15 protein-coding genes are annotated in these 15,746 nt (G+C 72.3%); 4 read left to right on the forward strand and 11 right to left on the reverse strand.

Annotated elements, in window-relative coordinates:
• The first annotated feature begins 76 nt into the window (after window positions 1-76).
• Window positions 77-682 (forward strand): cysteine hydrolase family protein, encoded by a 606-nt coding sequence (locus tag AC24HA_RS00225; RefSeq protein ID WP_425707494.1) that lies wholly within the window; start codon window positions 77-79, stop codon window positions 680-682.
• 169 nt (window positions 683-851) lie between these two features.
• On the opposite strand, the gene AC24HA_RS00230 is transcribed toward AC24HA_RS00225, so the two are convergent.
• From AC24HA_RS00230 to AC24HA_RS00265, 8 genes are all read right to left on the reverse strand, one after another.
• On the reverse strand, window positions 852-1,562 hold the full coding sequence (locus AC24HA_RS00230) for an SDR family oxidoreductase (RefSeq protein ID WP_425707493.1): 711 nt from the start codon (window positions 1,560-1,562) through the stop codon (window positions 852-854).
• A gap of 101 nt (window positions 1,563-1,663) precedes the next feature.
• The gene (mftD, locus tag AC24HA_RS00235; protein WP_425707492.1) at window positions 1,664-2,923 is read right to left on the reverse strand and encodes a pre-mycofactocin synthase MftD; all 1,260 of its coding nucleotides are present in this window, start codon (window positions 2,921-2,923) and stop codon (window positions 1,664-1,666) included.
• 93 nt (window positions 2,924-3,016) lie between these two features.
• The gene (locus AC24HA_RS00240) at window positions 3,017-3,898 is read right to left on the reverse strand and encodes a vWA domain-containing protein (protein WP_425707491.1); all 882 of its coding nucleotides are present in this window, start codon (window positions 3,896-3,898) and stop codon (window positions 3,017-3,019) included.
• A gap of 90 nt (window positions 3,899-3,988) precedes the next feature.
• Complete coding sequence (locus AC24HA_RS00245) at window positions 3,989-4,978, reverse strand: AAA family ATPase (RefSeq protein WP_425707490.1); 990 nt, start codon at window positions 4,976-4,978, stop codon at window positions 3,989-3,991.
• Between the two features lie 195 nt (window positions 4,979-5,173).
• Window positions 5,174-5,992, reverse strand: coding sequence for a mycofactocin-coupled SDR family oxidoreductase (locus AC24HA_RS00250; protein WP_487563557.1), 819 nt, complete (start codon window positions 5,990-5,992; stop codon window positions 5,174-5,176).
• 53 nt (window positions 5,993-6,045) lie between these two features.
• Window positions 6,046-6,879 (reverse strand): mycofactocin-coupled SDR family oxidoreductase, encoded by an 834-nt coding sequence (locus AC24HA_RS00255; RefSeq protein WP_425707488.1) that lies wholly within the window; start codon window positions 6,877-6,879, stop codon window positions 6,046-6,048.
• Window positions 6,880-6,927: 48 nt separating this feature from the next.
• Window positions 6,928-7,764 carry a mycofactocin-coupled SDR family oxidoreductase gene (locus AC24HA_RS00260; protein ID WP_425707487.1) on the reverse strand — a complete coding sequence of 279 codons (837 nt, stop codon included), beginning with the start codon at window positions 7,762-7,764 and terminating at the stop codon, window positions 6,928-6,930.
• Window positions 7,765-7,813: 49 nt separating this feature from the next.
• A complete protein-coding gene (locus AC24HA_RS00265) occupies window positions 7,814-8,650 on the reverse strand; it encodes a mycofactocin-coupled SDR family oxidoreductase (RefSeq protein ID WP_425707486.1) in 837 nt (278 codons plus the stop codon).
• A gap of 264 nt (window positions 8,651-8,914) precedes the next feature.
• Between AC24HA_RS00265 and mftR the strand changes: the two genes are divergently transcribed.
• Window positions 8,915-9,688 carry a mycofactocin system transcriptional regulator MftR gene (gene mftR, locus AC24HA_RS00270; protein ID WP_425707485.1) on the forward strand — a complete coding sequence of 258 codons (774 nt, stop codon included), beginning with the start codon at window positions 8,915-8,917 and terminating at the stop codon, window positions 9,686-9,688.
• Window positions 9,685-10,377, forward strand: coding sequence for a mycofactocin biosynthesis peptidyl-dipeptidase MftE (gene mftE / locus AC24HA_RS00275; RefSeq protein WP_425707484.1), 693 nt, complete (start codon window positions 9,685-9,687; stop codon window positions 10,375-10,377). The genes mftR and mftE overlap by 4 nt, the downstream gene beginning before the upstream one ends.
• An 85-nt stretch (window positions 10,378-10,462) precedes the next feature.
• Here mftE and AC24HA_RS00280 read toward each other — a convergent pair whose 3' ends face one another.
• From AC24HA_RS00280 to AC24HA_RS00290, 3 genes are all read right to left on the reverse strand, one after another.
• Window positions 10,463-12,130, reverse strand: a complete 1,668-nt coding sequence (locus AC24HA_RS00280; RefSeq protein WP_425707483.1) for a GMC family oxidoreductase — start codon at window positions 12,128-12,130, stop codon at window positions 10,463-10,465.
• Window positions 12,131-12,184: 54 nt separating this feature from the next.
• Window positions 12,185-13,150 carry a dioxygenase family protein gene (locus AC24HA_RS00285; protein WP_425707482.1) on the reverse strand — a complete coding sequence of 322 codons (966 nt, stop codon included), beginning with the start codon at window positions 13,148-13,150 and terminating at the stop codon, window positions 12,185-12,187.
• 141 nt (window positions 13,151-13,291) lie between these two features.
• On the reverse strand, window positions 13,292-14,392 hold the full coding sequence (locus AC24HA_RS00290; RefSeq protein WP_425707481.1) for a maleylacetate reductase: 1,101 nt from the start codon (window positions 14,390-14,392) through the stop codon (window positions 13,292-13,294).
• A gap of 304 nt (window positions 14,393-14,696) precedes the next feature.
• On the opposite strand from AC24HA_RS00290, the gene AC24HA_RS00295 reads away from it, so the two are divergent.
• The gene (locus tag AC24HA_RS00295) at window positions 14,697-15,695 is read left to right on the forward strand and encodes a helix-turn-helix domain-containing protein (RefSeq protein WP_425707480.1); all 999 of its coding nucleotides are present in this window, start codon (window positions 14,697-14,699) and stop codon (window positions 15,693-15,695) included.
• The last annotated feature ends 51 nt before the right edge of the window (window positions 15,696-15,746 follow it).

Below are 15,746 nucleotides of genomic sequence, written 5' to 3' on the forward strand. Positions count from 1 at the left end.
CGACGCCCGCGCCCCAGGTCGGGCGCCGGGGCGTCCGCAAGGAGGCTCCCGGCAACGGTCGCCGGGACATCCGGCCATGAGGGCGGGCGCGAGGCTCGCCGTGGTGGTCGTCGACGTGCAGAACGACTTCTGCTCGCCGGACGGCACGATGGCCGCACGCGGCCTCGACGTCGCATCGATCCCGGCCGCCGTGAGTCGCGTCGTACGGCTCGTCGACGCGGCCAGGGACGCCCAGGTCCCGGTCGTCCACGTCCGCACCGCCCACGACGAGCAGGTCGACTCCGCGGCCTGGGACGAGCGGTACTCCCTGCCGGCCGGCACGCCTCCTCCTGCGCGCAACTGCCGCACCGGCACGTGGGGAGCCGAACCGTTCGTGGTCACCGCGGCGCCCGGCGAGCTCGTGCACGTCAAGCACCGCTACTCGGGCTTCACCTCCCCGGGCCTCGACCGGGCGCTGCGCGACCTGGGCGTCGAGACCCTCCTGATCTGCGGGGTCGCCACCGAGATCTGCGTCGAGACGACGCTGCGCGATGCCGTCGAGCGCGACTTCCGGGTCGTTCTCGTCACCGACGCCTGCGCCTCGTACGACCAGGCCGCCCACGAGTCCGCCGTGGCCCGGATCGCCCGGCACTGGGGCCGTGCGAATACCACCGACGGGGCGATCGCACTCCTCGGCCCCTGACCGCTCACCGTCCGTCTCTCACCGCACCGGGCTACGACCCCCCGGCGGCGCGGTCACCGCGCCGGACGACGGTCACCGGCGCCCATCCACGACGACGGCGCCGGCACCTGCGGGAGGTGCCGGCGCCGTCGTCGTGCCGGGTGGGGGTCGCGGGTGCGACCCGGACCGGTCAGAAGTACTGCATGCCCTGGTCCACGCTCAGGTGCTCGGAGGTGATGTTGGCGGCCGCGGGCGAGACGAGGAACGCCACGGCGTCGGCGATCGCCTCGGGCTCCATCCAGCCGGGTCCGATGAACGGCTGGCCCATCTGGTTGACCTTGGGGTTCTCCTTGGTCGAGGACTCGATCGCCGCCATGACGCCGGGGCTGCCCATCGGGGTCGCGACGCCGCCCGGGTGGACGGAGTTCACGCGGATGTTGTGCAGTCCCAGCTCGACCGCGAAGCCGCGCGTCATGCCGACCACGGCGTGCTTGGAGGTCGTGTAGTGGATCATCATCGGCTGCACCTTCTTGCCGGCGTAGCTCGAGGTGATGACGACGGCGCCACCGTTGCCGGCCTCGATCATGTGCGGGGCTGCCGCCGTGATCGTGTTCCACACGCCCGTGACGTTGATGTCGATCGTGTCCTTCCACGAGTCCGCGGTGATGTCCTCCCACTTGGCGGGCTCGCAGATGCCGGCGTTGGCCACGACGATGTCGAGACTGCCGAGCTCGGCGACCGCGCGGGCCGCGGCCTCCTTGAGTGCTGCGGCGTCGCGGACGTCGGCCTGGACGGTGAGGATCCGGCGGTCCAGCTCCTCGACCAGGCGCCGGGACTCCCGGTGCCTTGACGAGCGGGTGGCGATCGACTCAGAAACGGTGGAATCCGGGTCGGCTGCCACCCACTCGTCGGGAGCGGGGGGCGCGATCCCCGAGAGCGCGCGTGGCCGTCGGGAGCGAGCCCGCGCGGCGGTCGGGAGGTCCCGGTCCGCTCCCGGACCGACTACCGGTGCTCCGCCGCGCGCTCCTGGTCGATCGCCACGTCGCTGCGCAGCTCGGGGGCGCCCCAGACGTTGCCGTCCTCGCCGCCGGCGGTGATCGCGAAGTGCGGCGGGATGACGAGGTCGGACACCGAGATCTGGTCGAGCGTCTCGTGACCGTTGCCCATCATCGCGGCCTTCAGCCCGTCGCGCATGATGTCGAGGACGTTCTCCACGCCGCCCTGCCCGTTGGCGCTCATGCCCCACAGGTAGGCGCGGCCGATGAGCACCGCGTGCGCACCGAGCGCGATCGCCTTGTAGACGTCCGAACCGCGGCGGACGCCGCCGTCCATGAGGACCTCGACCTCGCTGCTGACCTCCTGGGCGATGGCCGGGAGGAGGCGGATGGCGGCCGGCGTGGTGTCGAGGTTGTTGCCGCCGTGGTTGGACACGGAGATCGCGGTGGCACCGGCGTCACGGGCCGCCTTCGCGTCGTCGACCCGGGTGATGCCCTTGACCATGAAGGGACCGCCCCACTGCTCGCGCAGCCAGGCGATGTCCTCCCATGAGGGGATCTCGGTCTGGCGCCACCAGCCCATGGCCTCGAAGAAGCCCGGCGCACGCTCGCCCTTGAGGACGGCGTTGGGCACGGACAGCTCCGGCGGGCGCAGGGTCTTGGCCCAGTCCAGCGCGTAGTCGAACTTGCCTCCGGCGACGATCTCGGGAATGTACTTGAGGATCGTCTTGATGTTCATCTGCTCGGGGATCTCGGGGCTGCCCCAGTCGCGGCCGTAGCCGGAGGTCCAGTCGAGGGTGACGATGAGGCCGACGGCGCCCGCTGCCCGCGCCCGCTCGGCGAGGGCGAGCATCTGGTCGCGGCCGCCCGACCAGTACATCTGGAAGAACGTGCGGCCGGGGTTGGCCGCCATCACGTCCTCCATCGGCTTCGACGAGTAGGCGCCGAGCCCCATCGCGCCCCCGCGGTTGTGGGCGGCGCGAGCCACGGCGAGCTCGCCGTCGGGGTGGACGGCCTGCACACCGGTCGGCGAGATCATCACGGGCAGGTCGACGGGGACGCCCATGATCGTCGTCGAGGTGTCCTGGTTCATCGGGTTGCTCGTGATCTTCGGAGCGAAGCCGAGCTCGGAGAAGGCGTCGATGTTGCCGCGCACCGTCGTGCCCCGCTCGGAGCCGGCCACGAGGGCCATGTAGACGGACTTCGGGAGGCGCCTGCGCGCCCGGCGCTGCGCCTCGATGACGCTTTCGAACCACGGGTTGGCCATGGGCTTGCTGTCCTTACTTCTCAGGGCGCGGTGATCGCGCCGATGTGCCCGACGGCGTGGTGCCGCGGGCCTGGTCCGGTGGGCACGGATCGCTCACGACGCGAGGATCCGGGAGAGCGCGGCCGGGAGGTCGCGGTGGGAGCGCACGGTCTCGAGCGTCCCGCGGCCGAGCCGGGCGAGGTCGCGCCCGAGGTCGACGTCCTTCTCGCCGGTGGTGTCGAGCAGGACGTCTAGGCGCGGGAGGGCCGCGGCGACGCTGCGCGGGTCGGGTCCGGCGTTGTGCACGCAGTCCGACAGCAGGAGGACCCGGCCCTCGGAGCCGGGTACGGACGCGAGCTCGTCGCGGGCGAGCCGCAGCGGCAGCTCGAGATTGGTGAGCCCGCGCGCGGGGATGCGCACGAGCAGCTCGAGGATCTCGCCCGACGTGGCGGTGCGCCCCATCGGGGACAGGATCGCGGCGTCGGACCAGAAGGCGACGACGGCGAGGTCGTCCCGCACGAGCTCGCCGACGAGGGCGCCGACGGCCGCGGCGGCCGAGCGGATGCGCTCGCCCCGCATCGAGCCGGAGACGTCGACGACGAGCACCACGGCGCGGCGCTGCCGGATACGTTCGCGCACGACGACGTCGCGCGGGTCGGGCACGGGATGGGCCACGAGATTGTCGACGGTCGCCTCGAGGTCGATGTCGTCCGCGGCGCCCACGTAGGGCAGGGACTCGAGCTCGCCGAGCCCGCGCCTTGCGGACTCGCGCCTGGGCGGCTGCGGGATCGCGAGGGCAGCGGCGATCTCGCGGGCGCGGCGCAGCGCGTCGGCGTCGGCCTCGTCGTCGAGATCGGCGAGGTCGACGACCTCGCCCTCCTCCCCGGTCTCGCCGGGTGCGGCCGACCCGCGGGTGCGCGCGCCGGGCCCCTTGGTGCCGTCGCCGGTGGCGACGAGGACCTGTCCCCCGCCCTCGCCGGTGGCCGGCTCGAACACGGTCGGCTCCTCGTCGAGGACCTTCGGGCGACGACGCCCCTTGGACGTGTCCGACCTGCGCCGGACCGGGGAGTCGGCCGCGACCTCTCTTCAACCACCGGCAGCCGCCGCGGGCTGGAGGAGGTAGTGGTCCTCCCAGATCTCCTGGACGACGCGCTCGGGCGTGGTCGCGCTGGCGGCATCGACGTGCAGCCGGCCGGACAGGGCGACCAGCGCGGCGTCGCGCATCGACTCCGCGTACCTGCGGCGCGGGGAGTCCTCCGTGGTGATCCGCCCCTCGCCGGGGGTGTCGATGCCACGCATCGCGAGGAGCTGGGCACCGACGAGCGCGAGGTCGATCGCGCCGCGCACCGAGCTCCCTTGGCGCGTGTCCTCGTGGTCGCGGGTGGCGCGGGTCAGCGCCACGGCGTCGGCGACCAGCGCCTCGGCGAGCGCCGGGGAGACGTCGTCGTGTGCGTCCGGGGCGAGCCCCGTGCGCAGGGCGACGATCTCGCGCTCGGCGGCGTCGTCCTGGTAGTCGACGACGAGCCGGTTGAACCGGTCGTGGACCGAGGACGAGAGCCGTGTGGTGCCGACGTTGTCGTAGGGGTTCATCGAGGCGATGATCCGGAACGTCGGCTGTGCGCCGATCGTGCCGACGCGCGGGACCGTCACCTCACGCTCGGCCATCGCGGTGAGCAGCGTGTTGAGGGTGTCGTCGGGGGCGCGGTTGAACTCCTCGATGTAGAGGAACCCGCCCTCGCGCATCGCCCGCACGAGCGGGCCGTCGACGAAGTTCGCGTCCTTGTACCCCTCGCGCAGCACGCGCGCCGGGTCGTGGCCGCCGATGAGCTTGCTCGGCGTGAGGTCGGCGTTGCCCTCGACCAGGACGAACGGGATTCCCCACTCCTCCGCGATGGCGCGCAGGAGAGTGGACTTCGAGGTCCCCGGCGGGCCCTCGAGGAGGATGTCCCGACCCGCGGCGACGGCGGCGAGCACGAGGTCCAGCTCGTGCTCGCGCCCGACGACGCGCTCACCGACCCGCTCGCGCATGCGCGTGACGTAGCCGGTGTCTCGGGTGCCGGTGGACTGCGTGGTCATTTCTCGCCTTCGTGGGGAAGCTCTGGTCACCCTCGTTCGCCGAGTGTGCGGTTGGTGGTCGTCGAGCGTGCGGTTGGTGAGCATCGAGCGTGCGGTTGGTGGTCGGCCGGGAGGTCGCGCTCCTCGGGAGCGCAGGATGTGGCGGGGCCGGCTCAGCGGCGCGACCCGAGAGTCGCGCTGCCGGGCCGGGGGCCGTCAGTAGGACGCCATCCCGCCGTCGACGTTCATCGCGAGCCCCGTCGTGAAGGGGGACTCGTCGGACAGCAGGTACAGGACCGCGTTGGAGATCTCGCGCGGCTGCATGAAGTTCAGACTTCCGTCGTCGTTGTTGAACCACCCGTTGAGCATCTGAAGGAGACCCGGGTTCTCCTTGTCGAGCTCCCCGATGTTGCCCGCCGCGCCCGTTCCCATGTGGGTCTCGACGGCACCGGGGTGGATGCTGTTGACCCGGATGCGGTGCTTGCCCAGCTCCATGGCGAACGACTTCGACAGCGCCGTGACGCCGAACTTCGCCGCGTTGTACGGGGCGTTGAACGGTCCGGGCTTGATGCCGTTGGCCGAGGAGATGAGGACGATCGACCCGCCGTTGCCGCCGTCGATGATCGCCGGCGCGACCGCACGGACCGTGTTCCACACGCCGGTGAGGTTCGTGCCGATCGTGTTGTCCCAGTCGTCCTTGGTGAAGTCCTGCCAGTGCTTGATGATGTCGATGCCCGCGTTCGCCACGGCGCCGTCGAGACGGCCGAGCTCGGCCACGCCGTCCGCCACCGCGGAGGCGAGGGCGTCCTCGTCCCGCACGTCGGCCTCCCGCGCGACGATCCGGCGGTCGAGCGCCTCGACCTGCCGCACGGTCTCGGCAAGGTCCTCCGAGGTCGCACCGTCGTAGACGACTCCTGGCACCGACTCGCAGATGTCGATGGCGATGATGTCGGCCCCCTCCTCCGCGAGACGCAGCGCGTGGCTGCGCCCCTGGCCGCGAGCGGCGCCGGTGATGAAGACGACCTTGCCTTCCATACGTCCTGCCACGGTTCGTGACTCCTTCGTGGGTTCTCGTACTGGTTGTCGAGCTACTTGAGCAGCGCGCCGGCGTCGACGGGCAGTGGCACACCGGTGATGAAACGGCCCTCGTCGGACGCGAGGAACAGCAGGGCGTTGGAGATGTCACGAGCCTCGACCCACGGGATCGGCAGGGTGTTCATCGCCTGCGACACACCGGCGAACTCCTCGTCCGACGCGTTCTCGTTGCCCGTGAACAGTCCCTTGATCGTGTCGTTCATGATCATCGGGGTGTCCACCTGGGTGGGGTGGATGGAGTTGACGCGGATGTTGTCGGGGGCCAGCTCGATGGCGAGCGCCCGCATGAGTCCGACGACGCCGTGCTTCGCCGAGACGTAGTGCGCGATGTTGCCCATCCCCTTGAGCCCGGCGACGGAGCTGGTGATGACGATCGCCCCGCCGTTGCCGCCGGCCTGGATGTGCGGGATGGCCGCCTTGGCCGTGTGCCACACGCCGGTGAGGTTGATGTCGATCATCTCCTGCCACCCCACCTCGGACATCACGGCGGCGGGGTTGAGCTCACCGGAGATCCCCGCGTTGCCCGAGACGATGTCGATCCGTCCGAGCTCGGCCACGCCCTCGTCCGCGACCGCCTTGACCGCGTCGAAGTCCCGCACGTCCGCCTCGCGGGCGACGATCCGGCGGTCGAGCGCCTCGACCTGCCGCACGGTCTCGGCGAGGTCCTCGGGCGTCGCTCCCGGGAACGGCACCGAGTCCACGTCCTTGCAGATGTCGAACGCGATGATGTCCGCGCCCTCCTCGGCGAGCCGGATGGCGTGCGAGCGCCCCTGCCCGCGCGCCGCCCCGGAGATGAACGCGACCTTTCCTTCTACTCGTCCAGCCATGATTCGTGACTCCTTCGTCGTGCGTTCAGCAATGGATCGGGGACGGGGTCAGAGGCTGGTCTGGCCGGCGTCGACCTTCAGCTGCTGGCCGGTGATGTACCGAGCCTCGTCGGAGGCGAGGAAGAGCAGGGCGTTCGAGATGTCACGGGCCTCGACCCATGGGATCGGCAGCGCCTGCATGCCACGCGAGACCGCCGCGAAGTCTTCCCTCGTGGGGTTCTCCTTGTCCGGGAGGAACAGCCGGTACAGCGAGTCGTTCTGGATCATGTCCGTATCCACCTGGGTGGGGTGCACGGTGTTGACCCGGATACTGTCCCCGGCCAGCTCGAGGACCAGCGCCTTCATGAGCCCGACGACGCCGTGCTTGGCCGCGACGTAGTGGGAGAGGTTGGCGTAGCCCTTGATCCCGGCGGTCGAGCTCGTGAGGATGATCGCTCCGCCGTTCCCGCCCGCCTTGATGTGCGGGATGGCCGCCTTGGCCGTATGACGCACGCCGGTGAGGTTGACGTCGATCATCGTCTGCCACCCGAACTCGGACTGGTCCTCGGTCGGGTTGAGCTCACCGGTGATGCCGGCATTCCCGGCGACGATGTCCAGTCGGCCCAGCTCGGCCACACCCTCGTCCGCCACCGCCTTGACGGCGTCGTAGTCCCGGACGTCGACCTCACGAGCGACGATGCGCCGGTCGAGGGCCTCGACCTGCCGCACGGTCTCGGCGAGGTCCTCGGGCGTCGAGCCCGCGTACTCGTTGGTCTCCACGTCCTTGCAGATGTCGAAGGCGATGATGTCCGCCCCCTCCTCGGCGAGCCGGATGGCGTGCGAGCGCCCCTGCCCGCGCGCCGCCCCGGAGATGAACGCGACCTTTCCTTCTACTCGTCCAGCCATGATGCGTGACTCCTTCGTCGTGATCGTTGGTGGCCTGTCGTCGGATCTGTCAGAGCGTGAAGCCGGCGTCGACCTTGATCTCGGTGCCGGTGACGTACCGGGCCTCCTCCGAGGACAGCCAGACGATGGCGTTCGAGATGTCCACGGGCTCGACCGCTGAGACCGGGAGGGCGTGCAGCGCCTCGATGCGCTCGCGGAACACGTCCTCCGTCGGGTTCTCCAGGTCCGGCGCGAAAAGCCGGTACAGCGCGTCGTTGAGCACCATCGGCGTGCTGACCGCGGTCGGGTGCACCGTGTTGACGCGGATCCTGTGCGTACCCAGCTCGAGCGCGAGCGTGCGCATGAGGCCGACCACGCCGTGCTTGGCGGCGGTGTAGGAACCGACGTTGGCGGTCCCCTGCAGGCCTGCCGTGGAGCTGGTCAGCACGACGGACCCGCCGTTGCCGGCCTCGATCATGTGCGGCGCGGCCGCCTTGACCGTGCGCCACACACCCTTGAGGTTGATGTCGAGCATCGTGTCCCAGGACTCCTCGGACTCCTCGACGGCGGGGGTCCCGAACGTGAAGATGCCGGCGCTGGCGGAGACGACGTCGAGGCGACCGCCGAGCTCGGCGACGCCCTCGTCGACGACCGCCTTGACCGCCGCCCAGTCGCGCACGTCCGCGGTGCGGGCGACGATCCGGCGGTCGAGCGCCTCGACCTGCGCCACGGTCTCCGCGAGGTCCTCCGCGGTGGGCGCCGGGTACTCGACGCCGTCGATCGGTGCGACGACGTCGAACGTGATGATGTCGGCACCCTCCTCGGCGAGGCGCAGCGCGTGGGAGCGTCCCTGCCCGCGCGCACCTCCCGAGACGAGCGCGACCTTGCCCTCGAGCCGTCCTGCCATGTGCTGTCTCCTCACGTCTGTGTGCGGTGACGCAGGGGCCCAGGGAGGTGGGTCCCCACGTCGATCGGTCGATCCAGGTCCGCGCGGGGAAGGTCGCGGGCCGGGAGCGGGCTCAGGGCGACGTCGTGATGGACTGGGTCATGTGTTCCTCCTCGAACAGTCATCAGGACGTCGGACCCTTGTGTGGGCTGGCCCACACAGTGCTCTCGTGAGCGTATATGACACTGTGTGCCACTGCAACGGATCGCCGAGGGAGGACGCCCGATGACGGACCGTGGGACCGACGACAGCGGGGAAGGCCGGCCGGACTCCGTCGCGGAGACGGACCCGGACGACGCCGACCGGGGCACGCCCGGCTCGGACCGTTCGCCGGGTCGGCCGCGCGCGACGACGCACGACGCGCTCGCCACGATCGGGGTCGACCTCTTCACCGAGCACGGCTACGCGAACGTCTCGGTCGAGCAGGTCGCGGCCGCGGGCGGCGTCTCCCGGCGCACCTTCTTCCGCTACTTCGAGACGAAGGCCGACGTCGTCTGGGGCGACTTCGACGCCGAGGTCGAACGCCTGCGCGCCACCCTGGCCGACGTCGACGACGACGTGCCGATGATGGCGGCCCTGCGCATCGCCGTCGTCGACTTCAACCGGGTGCCGCCCGAGGGCATGGCGCAGCACCGGGCCCGGCTCCGGCTCATCCTCACCGAGCCCGATCTCATCGCGCGTTCCCTGTTGAAGTTCGAGGGCTGGCGCCGGGCGATCGCGGAGTTCGTCGGCCGCCGGCTCTGCGAGGACGCCACGGCGTTCGGCCCGCAGCTCCTCGGGGAGGTCGCACTGTCCACGGCGATCGCCGCCTACCGGCAGTGGATCCCGCGCCGTTCAGCCGACCTCGCCACCTGCATCGACGCCGCGTTCAGCGCGATCGACCATCTCGACCTCCTCGATGCCGAGCGCTCCGCGGGCCTCACCGCACGCCTGACGGGGACGTCGCGCACCGACGCCGCAGCCACGGACCAGGGCGCCGCGGGTTCGGGGCCCCGATGAGGCTCGCCGACGCCACGTGGCCCGAGGTCGAGGGCAGGACGTCCGGGACGCCCACCGTCCTCGTGCTCCCGGTGGGCGCTCTCGAGCAGCACGGGCCACACCTCCCGTTGGACACCGACGCCACGACGGCGACGGCGGTCGCCGAGGGTGTGGTGGCGGCCCGGCCCGGCGCCGTCCTCGCCCCGACGCTGCCGTACGGGGCGAGCGACGAGCACGCCGACTTCCCCGGCACCATCTCGATCGGTACGGAGGCGCTGCGCGACGTGCTGGTGGCGATCGTCCGCGGCTCGGCAACGACCTTCGACGCCGTGCTCGCGATCAACGGGCACGGCGGGAACGCGGCCGGGATCCGTGCGGCGATCGAGACCTGCGCCTCCGAGGGACGCGTGCTCGCCCGGCACCACCTCGGCCTGGCCGGCATGGATGCGCGCGCCGGCCGGTCCGAGACGTCGCTGCTGCTGCACCTGACGCCCGAACGCGTGCGCACGGAGCTGGCCGAGACCGGGAACACGACCCCGATCCGCGAGATCATCGAGGAGATGCGGGCGCGCGGGGTGCGCGCGCTCAGCCCGAACGGTGTCCTCGGGGATCCCACGGACGCCACCGCCGAGCACGGGACCGAGATGCGCGCGGCCCTGGTGGAGCTGGCTCTGGACGCCTACGACGACGTCGCGCGGAGCGTCGCGTAGCGGAGTGCCGTGCGCGTTCCGGCCTGGTGGGACATCACGCCTGATCTACTCGCCGACTGAAAGGATGACGTCGCGAGCGCGCCGATCACTCCGGGCGCGCGCGACCGTGGGGCAGGTCGTTCGCGATCCAGCCCCCCGCGAGGTGCCCGAGCGCCATGGCGACGGCCTGGGTCCCGCCCGAGGTGTGGAACGGGAGCGCCGAGAGGTCGGCGACCCGTAGACCGGGGACGCCACGGACGCGCAGCCGCTCGTCGAGCACCGCGTCCGGTCCGCCGACAGCGGCAGTGCCCACGGAGTGGAAGATCGCGCCGCCCGTGTCCCGCACGTAGCGCGCGGCCGCGGCGACATCACCCGCGGGCGCGAGCTCCGCGGGGGCCAGCTCGTCGATCGCGATGCGCGAGACCTCGTCCGTCGCCGCCACCGCTTGCGCCGCCGCGAGGGCGCGTTCAGCCATGACGCGGTCACGGACGTCGCCGAGGAGCGGGCCCCTGAGGTCGGGTCGGGCGTCCGGATCGGGTCCGGTGGCGTGCACGGCACCGGTCGCGCGCGGCACGAGCGGGAAAGCCTGGATCATGAGCCCGGCGTGCTCGGCGGGCGTCAGCCCGTCGTCACCGGTCGAGACCTCGGTGAGGAGAAGCTGCAGGTCAGGCGTCCGACCACCGCGCGAATCCACGGATGCGACGAGGTCGTACGGGCCGCCCGCCAGGCGTCCCGCCCCGGTGAGCAGGTACCGGAGGATCGTGCCGCGCAGGCCGGGTCCGCGCAGTCGCTCGTTCATGCCGAGGCCGTCGTGTATGCGCAGCTTGACCGTGGCGCCGCGCTGCTCGCGCAGCCCCTCCCCGACCGCGCGCGAGGTCACGCGCGGCGTGATGCCGAGGCTCGCCAGTCGGTCGGGGTCTCCGATGCCGGAGCGCTCGAGGATCTGCGGCGACTCGAGCGCGCCGGCCGCGAGGACGACCTCCCGGGCCCGGTGCACGAGATGCCGCCCGTCCGGGGTGCGCACGACGACGCCGACGGCACGGCCCGCCTCCAGAAGGACCCGGACCGCGCGGCGTCGGGTGACGAGCCGGACGCGCCCGGTGAGCAGGTGACGCCGCAGGAGCGCGAGGGCAGTGACGCGGCGTCCCCACCGGATCGTGCCGGGTGTCCGGCCGGCACGCGGGCCACCCCCGACGCGCACGTCCGGCACGAAAGGTGCACCGGTCGCCGCGAGTCCGCCGGCGAGGGCGCGCAGGACGGGTGACTCGCCGGGGTCGGCGGCGGGCACCGGCGCCGGAAGCCTGCGCTCGACGTGCGCGAACGCCGCCTCGAACTCGGGCCATGCCCAGGCCGGTCCGAGCTCGGCCGCGAGCGCCTCGTAGAGATGGGACTCGCCGCGGAGATACATCGTGCCGTTGATCAGCGTCGAGCCGCCGGGACCGCGACCACGCAACCAGGTCTCGGCGGAGCCGTGCGCGTTGGTGCCGTCGTCGTCGGTGGTGGAGGTGATGTCGGAGCAGTGGTCGTCGTCGGACGGTGCGTCGGGCCCCGGCTCGGCGTCGTACCGGTAGGACAGGGGCTGCCTGGTCATCGTGCGGACGAAGCCCATCGGCACGCTGATCATGGGGTCCACGCCGAGCGCGCCGGCCTCGAGCAGGAGCACGCGCAGGCCCTCGTCGGCGAGACGCGCCGCGACGGCACAACCCGCCGCCCCGGCACCGACGACGACCACCTCGGTGGCGCGTCCCGTCTCAGCGATCGCGTCCGCACCCATGGGCCGACCGTAGGCACGTTCTCTGCCGCACCGCGCAGCCGTACCTCGGACCGGTCAGGTCCGGCCCGTCATCTGGGCCGACGAGCTGGGGGCCGCGCCCGACGGATCCTGCGCGTCCCCGTCCTCGGCGTGCGCAAGGACGATGTCGAACTCGGCGGAGGTCCACGGGCCTTCGATCTCACGGCCGTCCGGCGTCGGGCTGCCGGGTTCGTGGTGGATCCAGTCCTTGATGAGCGACTCCTTGACGCCGAACACGGCGTCGGACGTCAGCAGCTCGTCCCCGCGCACGAAGATGTGCGTGACGAGTCGCCGGTACCCGGGCGCGGTGACCATGAAGTGCAGGTGCGAGGCGCGCATCGGGGAGCGGTGCGTGGCCTCGAGGAGCTGGCCGACCGGCCCGTCGTGCGGGATCGGGTAGGGCGTCGGCTGTACGCCCCAGAACCGGAAGTCGCCGTCGTCGCCGGAGATGAGGTAGGCGCGGCCCTCGGTGCGTCCGTCCTCGTACTGGACGTCGTAGAAGCCGTCGTCGTCGGCCTCCCAGACCTCGAGGCGAGCGCCTGCGATCGGGTTCCCGTCAACGTCCTTCACGGTGCCCGAGACCCAGGCGGGCGTACCCGCGGCACCCTGGGCGATGTCGCCGCCGAGCTCCACGTGCGGGGCGTCCTCGACGAAGAACGGGCCGAAGACCGTGGCCTCCGTCGCGTCGCCACGGGCCGGCTCGTTGACCGCCACGGTGAGCATCGAGGCGCCGAGCACGTCGGAGAGCAGGATGAACTCCTGGCGCACGTCCGAGGTGATGTCGCCCGCCGCACGCAGGAACGCGATGGCGGTGTCCCACTCGTCCTGAGTCAGGCGTGTGTCGCGGATGAACGCGTGCAGGTGCGTGACGAGCTTCTCCATCACCTCGCGGAGGCGGGCGTCGGGCGTGCCCGCGAAGCTGGCGAGCACCTCCTCGAGGACCTGGGCCTCGCGGTGCTCCTGCTCGGAACCCGGCTCCGGGGCCGGGACCACCTTCGCCATGTCATGACCTCCGTGTCTCTGGCTGCTGATCGTTCAGATCCGTCGCACCGCGTCTCGCCGGCGCCGTGCTGGTGCGGCCGCGTCGGGCCACTGCCAGGTCGGAGACCCCGGCCCGGCGTCGGGCGCACCTCTCGTCGGCGGTCATCCGCGGGGGGCCTCGCCCGCCTGGGCGCGTCCGAGGAGCGCGCGAAGATCCTCGGTCCCGACCTGGCGGGGGTTGGACGCGGGGACCTTCTCCAGTGCGAGCTCAGCGGCCTCGTCGAGGTCCTCCGTCCGGAGCCCCAGGTCGGCCAGGGCGCGCGGCGCGCCGAGCGCGTCGTACAGGTGCAGCAGCGCACCGACGGCGTCGGTCCCGTCGCCGTACCCCGCGACCGCGAGCGAGGTCGCGACCCTTGCCGCGGCGTCAGGTGCGGCCTGCGCGTTGAATGCCAGCACGTGCGGCAGCACCACCGTGTGGAGGGCCGCGTGCTCGAGGTCGAACCGGCCGCCGAGCACGTGGCAGATCTTGTGGTGCATCCCTGAGCCGGCCGCGGAGAAGGCAGCGGCGGCCAGGTAGGTGGCGTCCTGGAGGCGACCGCGCGCGGCGAGGTCGGCGCCGTCGGCCACGACGGGGGCGAGCCCCTGTCCGAGGGCGCGTATCCCCTCGGTCGCGTAGGCGGTGGAGACCGCGGACTCCGACGGCGCCCAGAGCGAGTCGACGCAGTGAGCCATGGCGTTGAGGCCGGAGGTCACCGACAGTGACTCCGGAAGGGTGACGGTCAGCTCCGGGTCGTACACGATCGACGCCGGCAGGACCCGCGGATCGGACCCGTTCGTCTTGCGCTGGTTCTCCGTGACCCCCCAGACGACCGTCGCCTCGGAGCCCGCGTACGTCGTCGGGATCGCGACGATCCGCACGTCGTCGGTCAGCGCGATCGCCTTGGCGAGCCCCGTCGTCGAGCCCCCGCCCAGGGCGACGACCGTGCGAACCCCGTGGTCGCGCGCGACGGCGCGGGCGGCCTCCGCGGCGTCGGCCGGGACGTGCGGGCGCACGTCGGGGAACGTCGCGGCGACGTCGACGCCCGCCGCCGAGAGCGCGGCGAGCGGCGCCTCGGCGATGCCCAGCTCCCGCTCGGAGACCACGAGCAGCACCGGCCCGCCCCCGACCGCCTCGATCTCGCCGGCAAGCGCGGTACGCGCGGCACCGGGGCCGGAGACGACGCGCTGGGCGTGCGCGACGTACACGCTGGACGTGCTGGTCATCTGTTCCACCTCCGTGTGGACGACGGTCTCGACCGGTCGACATGGGCCGTCGCCGACCCGTCGGGTCGCCGAGAGGCCCGGCGGCCCCGACCGGTCCTCATCCTCGTCCCGACGTGAGGCCGGAACCACGTGGAAGTCCGTCCAACGGACCGACGTGGCCGATCCAGACAAGACGGCCGGAGGTACGGACGCGGCAGGCTCCCGATCGGCGGCGCACACGGACCGCGCGTCCTTGACGCCCCCCGATCGCCCATGCATCCTCATCGAGGGCGCCGCACCGCTGCACCGCCCGAAGGAGCGCGTCATGACCGAGGTCCGGGAGTTCTCGACCACCCTGGTCGAGCCCGCGGTGCGCAACGAGTCCTGGGAGGCCGCGAGCGCCCACCTCCTCCACAAGATCTCCGTGCGCACACCGGGTCGTCGACCGATGGACGCGCGCATCCGCTCCACCCGGGCCGAGGACTCCGTCGTCGCGGAGGTGCAGGCACGCAGCCACGTCGTCGGCCGGTCGACCGGCGACGTCGAGCACTGGCCGACCGGAGCGGTGGCGATCGCCGCGCAGCTGGGCCCGGCCGCGCACGGCGACGGTCTCGGTCCCCACCGGTCGGTCGCCACCGGTGAGGTCATGGTCTTCGACGCGGACGTCCCGTTCCGGCGCGCGTACGACCGCGGCATGCACCTGCTCATGTGGCTGGTCCCGCGCGAGGACTTCCTCACCGCCGTCACTGCGACGACCGCGGTCTCCCGGGTGCTCGAGCCCCGCCCGGGCGGCCTCGTGGACCCGCGGGTGGCCACGCTGACCTCGACGATGCTGCGCGGCGCGCGTTGGCACGACGCGCCCGCCGAGCTCCTCCCCGGCGGGGAGTGGCGGCCGGCCGACGTGCTCGAGGCGCTGCGCCTGTGCGTACCGGGGGCCGCGCCCTCGCTGCGCAGCTACTTCCTGCTCGCCCGCCACCTCGTCGACCGGAGCCTGGCCGAGCCGGACCTCGGCGCGGTCAGCGTCGCCGCCGGCATCGGGATCTCCGAGCGGTACCTGTCCCGGGTGCTCGCCTCCGAGGGCACGAGCGCGCCCCGGTTCGTCACCGACCGTCGCCTCGCCCGTGCTCGCCGCGACCTGCAGGACCCTGCACTCGCCGACGTGTCGGCGGCCGACCTCGGACGCCGCTGGGGACTCGGCTCACCCGCCCACCTGTCCCGGGTCTACAAGGACCGGTTCGGTGTCTCCCCGCGGGAGGACCGGCCGCGGTCCGGCGGCTACGCCGTGCCCCGCACGACGCAGCCCACACCGCGAGCGGAGCCTTGACGCGGCGAGTGGATGCCGCTGGAGGGCTCCACCCGCACCGCCGGCTCGGCG

The organism is Georgenia sp. Z1491 (assembly GCF_057652395.1).

Coding starts and splice junctions, on each gene's coding strand:
- AC24HA_RS00225 (WP_425707494.1), top strand. CDS start 77: ATGAGGGCGGGCGCGAGGCTCGCCGTGGTGGTCGTCGACGTGCAGAAC.
- mftD (WP_425707492.1), bottom strand. CDS start 2,923: ATGGCCAACCCGTGGTTCGAAAGCGTCATCGAGGCGCAGCGCCGGGCG.
- AC24HA_RS00245 (WP_425707490.1), bottom strand. CDS start 4,978: ATGACCACGCAGTCCACCGGCACCCGAGACACCGGCTACGTCACGCGC.
- AC24HA_RS00250 (WP_487563557.1), bottom strand. CDS start 5,992: ATGGAAGGCAAGGTCGTCTTCATCACCGGCGCCGCTCGCGGCCAGGGG.
- AC24HA_RS00255 (WP_425707488.1), bottom strand. CDS start 6,879: ATGGCTGGACGAGTAGAAGGAAAGGTCGCGTTCATCTCCGGGGCGGCG.
- AC24HA_RS00260 (WP_425707487.1), bottom strand. CDS start 7,764: ATGGCTGGACGAGTAGAAGGAAAGGTCGCGTTCATCTCCGGGGCGGCG.
- AC24HA_RS00265 (WP_425707486.1), bottom strand. CDS start 8,650: ATGGCAGGACGGCTCGAGGGCAAGGTCGCGCTCGTCTCGGGAGGTGCG.
- mftR (WP_425707485.1), top strand. CDS start 8,915: ATGACGGACCGTGGGACCGACGACAGCGGGGAAGGCCGGCCGGACTCC.
- mftE (WP_425707484.1), top strand. CDS start 9,685: ATGAGGCTCGCCGACGCCACGTGGCCCGAGGTCGAGGGCAGGACGTCC.
- AC24HA_RS00280 (WP_425707483.1), bottom strand. CDS start 12,130: ATGGGTGCGGACGCGATCGCTGAGACGGGACGCGCCACCGAGGTGGTC.
- AC24HA_RS00285 (WP_425707482.1), bottom strand. CDS start 13,150: ATGGCGAAGGTGGTCCCGGCCCCGGAGCCGGGTTCCGAGCAGGAGCAC.
- AC24HA_RS00290 (WP_425707481.1), bottom strand. CDS start 14,392: ATGACCAGCACGTCCAGCGTGTACGTCGCGCACGCCCAGCGCGTCGTC.
- AC24HA_RS00295 (WP_425707480.1), top strand. CDS start 14,697: ATGACCGAGGTCCGGGAGTTCTCGACCACCCTGGTCGAGCCCGCGGTG.